Origin of the sequence: Cellulomonas sp. A375-1, assembly GCF_001040865.1 — a bacterium.
Classification (GTDB): Bacteria; Actinomycetota; Actinomycetes; order Actinomycetales; family Cellulomonadaceae; genus Cellulomonas; species Cellulomonas gelida.
The window spans coordinates 43164-48378 of record NZ_LFKW01000079.1 but is presented as its reverse complement, the minus strand read 5'-3'; the positions used below and the strand labels follow the sequence as shown (position 1 = coordinate 48378).

The 5215-nt window shown below is 74.7% G+C and carries 4 protein-coding genes; all 4 read left to right on the top strand.

Annotation, left to right across the window (positions count from 1 at the left end; genetic code table 11):
• Positions 1-1954 (top strand): alkaline phosphatase family protein (locus tag CWIS_RS08975; RefSeq protein WP_231583743.1); only part of this gene is annotated, 1954 nt, incomplete at its 5' end.
• A 1-nt stretch (position 1955) separates the two neighbouring features.
• Positions 1956-2873 carry an MBL fold metallo-hydrolase gene (locus CWIS_RS08970; RefSeq protein WP_369796542.1) on the top strand — a complete coding sequence of 306 codons (918 nt, stop codon included), beginning with the start codon at positions 1956-1958 and terminating at the stop codon, positions 2871-2873.
• Between the two features lie 250 nt (positions 2874-3123).
• Positions 3124-4167 carry a recombinase RecA gene (gene recA, locus CWIS_RS08965; protein ID WP_048342926.1) on the top strand — a complete coding sequence of 348 codons (1044 nt, stop codon included), beginning with the start codon at positions 3124-3126 and terminating at the stop codon, positions 4165-4167.
• Positions 4168-4211: 44 nt separating this feature from the next.
• Positions 4212-4802: a regulatory protein RecX gene (locus CWIS_RS08960; RefSeq protein ID WP_048342925.1), complete on the top strand. Its 591-nt coding sequence runs from the start codon at positions 4212-4214 to the stop codon at positions 4800-4802.
• Positions 4803-5215: the final 413 nt, after the last annotated feature.

Below are 5215 nucleotides of genomic sequence, written 5' to 3'. Positions count from 1 at the left end.
CCGTGCGTCGGCCGTGCTGGTCGTCGCGCTGCTGGTGTTCGTCGGCGACCTCGTCCTGCGCGCGCCGCTGCGGGGCCTCGCGCGCGTCCTGGGGGCGATGGGTGCCCTCGCGCTGGGGCTCGTCGCGCAGGTCGCGCTCGCGTGGGCCGCCCTGCAGCTCGTCCCCGGGATCCGTGTGACGTCGGGCTGGGCCGTGATCGGGGTGCTGACGATCGCCGCGGTGGTCATGGCCGCGGGGCGGTGGCTGATCGGGGCCAACGACTCGGACTACGTGATCTCGGACGTCCTGCGCCGCGCGCGCCGCAAGGCCCGGCGCACGCCCGCGCGTGCGGTCGACGGACGGCCCGCGGGCCTGCTCGTCGTGCAGCTCGACGGCGTGGCCCACCCGGTGCTGCGCGAGGCGATCGAGGCCGGTCTCGCGCCCACGATGGCGCGCTGGCTCGAGGAGGGCTCCCACCAGCTCGAGACCTGGTGGGCACGGGTGCCGTCGACCACACCCGCGAGCCAGGCGGGCCTGCTGCACGGCGACTCGAGCGAGATCCCCGCGTTCCGCTGGTGGGACCGGGACCTGCGACGCCTCGTCGTGACGAACCACCCGGCCGACGCGGCGCTCGTCGAGCAGCGCCTGACGAACGGGCACGGCCTCCTCGCGGGCGGTGGCACGGCGGTCTCGGCGATGTTCACGGGCGACGCCGAGCGCGCCTACGTCGTCATGAGCCGCACGCGCAACCGCGGGCCGGACGGCTCGGGCGGGCTGGGGCCGGGTGCGGAGTTCGTGCGGTTCTTCGCGAGCCCGTTCGTGCTCGCCCGCGCGGTCTCGCTCACGTTCGGCGAGGTCGTCAAGGAGCTGTACCAGGCGCGGCGCCAGCACGTGCGCGACGTGCGGCCGCGGATCTCGCGCGGCGGCTGGTACGTGCTCCTGCGGGGCGTGACCAACGTGCTCATGCGGGACCTGTCGACCTCGCTCGTCGCCGAGGCGCTCGTGCGCGGCGACCCGACCGTGTTCGTCGACCTCGTCGACTACGACGAGATCGCCCACCACGCGGGTCCGACGCGGCCGGAGTCGCTGCGTGCGCTCGAGGGGCTCGACCGCGTGCTGCGCACGCTCGAGCAGGCAGTCCTGGTCGCGCCCCGTGACTACCGCGTCGTCGTGCTGTCCGACCACGGGCAGGCGCTCGGCGAGACCTTCGAGCAGCTCGAGGGCCGCAGCCTGATCGATGTCGTGCGCGAGCTCATGGCCCGGCCCGACGCGAGCGGGCTGGAGAGCGGGACGGGTGAGGACTGGGGGCCGCTGAACGCGCTCGTGACGAGCGTGGTGGGCTCGGGCGGGAGCCGGGCGATGGGACCCGACGCCGGGCGTGCGTCGCGTCGCCCGCCGGGCGAGGGGACGCCCGAGCCCCCCGAGCTGGTCGTCGTCGGGTCCGGGAACCTGGGGCTCGTGTGGTTCCCGCGCGTGGACCACCGGCTCGTGCTCGAAGAGCTGCAGGACCGCTGGCCCGCGCTCGTCGCCGGGCTCGCGGCGCGACCGGGGGTCGGCGTGGTCGTGGTCGACACGCGTGAGCGGGGGCTCGTCGCGTTCGGCGCTCGCGGGCTCGCGCTGCTCGAACCGCGCGAGGGCGACCAGGACGTCGAGGGCGAGGACCCGCTCGCGCCCTACGGGCCCCGCGCTCGCGCGGACCTGGCGCGCGCCGCGCGGCTGCCGCACACCGGCGACCTGCTCCTGGTCTCGACGGTCACCGCACGCGGTCACGTGCACGCGTTCGAGGGGCAGGTCGGGTCGCACGGCGGGATCGGCGGGCACCAGAACAGCGCGATGCTCCTGCACCCGACCGACTGGCCCGTGGACGACGACCTGCGCGAACGGGTCGGGGACGACGAGCTGCTCGTCGGCGCCGAGGCGGTGCACGCACAGCTCGTGCGGTGGGCGCAGCGGCACGGGGTGCGGGAGGTGTGACGTGGACGGATCCCGGCACGTGAGCGTGGCGGCCGGTGCCTCGGGCGCGACCGGCGTCGACCCGGACGTCGCGGTCGGCATCGACCCCGTCGCGGCGGGACCCGCCCCGGGCGCGGCGCGGGAGGTCACCGTGCGGTGGCTGGGGCACGCGAGCGTCGTGCTCGACCTGCCGGTGCCCGACGAGCGCACCTCGGGCACGCGGCGGGTGCGGGTGCTCACGGACCCCTTGCTGCGGCGGCACGCCGGTCTGCTGCGCCGGCGCGGGGGAGCGCCGCGGAGCGAGGACTGGGGCGACGCGGACGCCGTGCTGGTCTCGCACCTGCACCACGACCACGCCGAGCTCGGCTCGCTCGAGCTCGTCCCCGACGTGCCCGTGGTCACCGCGCCGAGCAACGCGCACTGGCTGCGTCATCACGGCGTGCGGGCGGTCGGGGTCGCGGAGGGCGCGTGGTGGCAGGTGCCCGGCGCCCCGGTGTGGGTGCGTCCGGTCACCGCGGTGCACGGTCATCGACCGATGCCGCACCGACCCAATGCGGCCGTGGGGTTCCTCGTGGTCGCGCCCAGCGCGCGGGTGTGGTTCGCGGGGGACACGGCGCCGTTCGCGCAGATGGCCGAGCTCACCGAGCTGGCCGGCGGCCCGATCGACCTCGCGCTGGTGCCGGTGGGTGGCTGGGGGCCGCGGCTGTCCGGCGGGCACATGGACCCCGTCCAGGCGGCGCACGCGGTCGAGGTGGTCGGGGCGTCGACGGCCGTCCCGGTGCACTGGGGCACGCTGCACGCCCCCGTGTCCCGGCACCTGCCCCCCGGGTGGATGGACGCCGCGGGCCCGGCCTTCGCGGCGGCGGTCGCGCGGGGCTCGGGGCGGTGCGCGGTGCACGTCCTCGCGCCCGGCGAGCAGGTCCGGCTGCCCGTCGCGTGACGCCACGACGAGCCGCGCGACACGCGTGCGGCGTGTCGCGCGCGATCGAACGTCTGTTCGGTAGTGTGGGCCGCGGTGACGACGACCGTGTCGTCCACCCGTCCCCAGGCCGGGCCCGCACAGGGTCCGTCCCCAGGGTCGGCGGGCGGCGCGGACGGTGTGTCGGTGGTCGGGCATAGCGTCACCGCGACGAAGAGACCAGCCCCCGCAAGGCGCAGCGTGACGCGCTGCCGAGACGAAGGTGAGCACCATGCCTCCTGCACCCCAGGACCGCGAGAAGGCCCTTGAGGCCGCCCTGTCCCAGATCGACCGTCAGTTCGGCAAGGGCTCGATCATGCGCCTCGGCGACGAGGGCCGCGCCCCCGTCGAGGTGATCCCGACCGGCTCGATCGCGCTCGACGTCGCGCTCGGCATCGGCGGTCTGCCGCGCGGTCGCGTCGTGGAGATCTACGGCCCGGAGTCCTCCGGGAAGACGACCGTCGCGCTCCACGCCGTGGCCAACGCCCAGAAGGCGGGCGGCATCGCGGCGTTCATCGACGCCGAGCACGCGCTCGACCCGGAGTACGCCAAGAAGCTCGGCGTCGACACCGACGCGCTCCTCGTGTCCCAGCCGGACACCGGTGAGCAGGCGCTCGAGATCATGGACATGCTGATCCGCTCGGGCGCGATCGACATCGTCGTCATCGACTCGGTCGCGGCTCTCGTGCCCAAGGCCGAGATCGAGGGCGAGATGGGTGACAGCCACGTCGGGCTCCAGGCGCGCCTCATGTCGCAGGCGCTGCGCAAGATCACGGGTGCCCTCAACCAGTCGGGCACGACCGCGATCTTCATCAACCAGCTCCGCGAGAAGATCGGCGTGTTCTTCGGATCGCCTGAGACGACGACCGGTGGCAAGGCGCTGAAGTTCTACGCGTCCGTGCGCATGGACATCCGGCGCATCGAGACCCTCAAGGAGGGCACCGAGGCCGTCGGCAACCGCACGCGCGTCAAGGTCGTGAAGAACAAGATGTCGCCCCCGTTCAAGCAGGCGGAGTTCGACATCCTGTACGGCGTCGGGATCTCGCGTGAGGGCTCGCTCATCGACCTCGGCGTCGAGCACGGCTTCGTCCGCAAGTCCGGCGCGTGGTTCACCTACGAAGGTGACCAGCTCGGGCAGGGCAAGGAGAACGCGCGCAAGTTCCTGCGCGACAACCCCGACCTGGCCGACGAGCTCGACAAGAAGATCAAGGAGAAGCTCGGCATCGGCGCCCGGGTCGACGCGCCGGCCGATCCCGCGGCCGCGGTCGACTTCTGACCGCATGACCGGTGACTCGGTCGACGACGTGGTGACGGGCTGACATGGCACGACGTGACACGGCACCCCGTCGGCGGCGCTCCCAGGAGCCGCCGTCGACGGGCGCCGCGGCCATGGACGCGGAGCCGGACCCCGAGTCCGTCGCGCGTGCCATCGCCTTGCGCCAGCTGACGAGCGCCCCCCGCAGCCGCTCCCAGCTCGAGGAGGCGATGGCGCGCCGCGACGTTCCCGAGGACGTCGCGGCGCGTGTGCTCGACCGGTTCACCGAGGTCGGTCTCGTCGACGACGCCGAGTACGCGCGCATGCTCGTGCGGACCCGCCACGCCGAACGCGGGCTCTCGCGGCGCGCGATCGCCGTCGAGCTGCGGCGTCGGGGGATCGACGAGGAGACGGCGACGGCCGCGCTCGAGCAGGTGGACGCCGACGACGAGACGCAGGCCGCCCGGGCGCTGGTCCGGCGCAAGCTGAGGGCGACCGCGAGCCTGGACACCGAGACGCGGCTGCGCCGCGTGGTGGGCACGCTCGGACGCAAGGGCTACGCGCCCTCGCTGGTCCTGCGCCTCGCGCGCGAGGAGCTCGCGGCGGAGGGCGCCGACCCCGCGCCGGACGACGACCCGTGGCCCGCCGCGGAGTGACCGCCGACTGACCGCCGGCGGGCGCGCCAAGGCCCAGCGCGTCGTGCCCTGACGAGGACCCTGGGCTCGGCCAGCCCGCTGCGCGTGACCCACTCTGCTCCCGATCGGGTGTCGGGTTCGGCCGGCCGTGCAGGGTGTCGCGAGCCACACGGGGCGGCGCGTGCGCGAGAATGTTCCAGCCGCGGCGTGCCCCGGCACGGTGAGACGGCGGGTGCGGCCCGTTCGACGAGCCGCCCGATGCCGCAGCAGCGGCCGGACGAGCGGGAGGTGCGCGTGGGAGAGGGCGGGATCGCCACTGTCGTGGGGCTGCTCGGCGCGTGCCTCGTCGCCCTCATCCTCGTCCTCCTCGCCCGTCGCGAGGCGAGCGCCCAGCGTGAGCAGGCCGAGAAGGACGTCGCGGAGATCAAGGACGA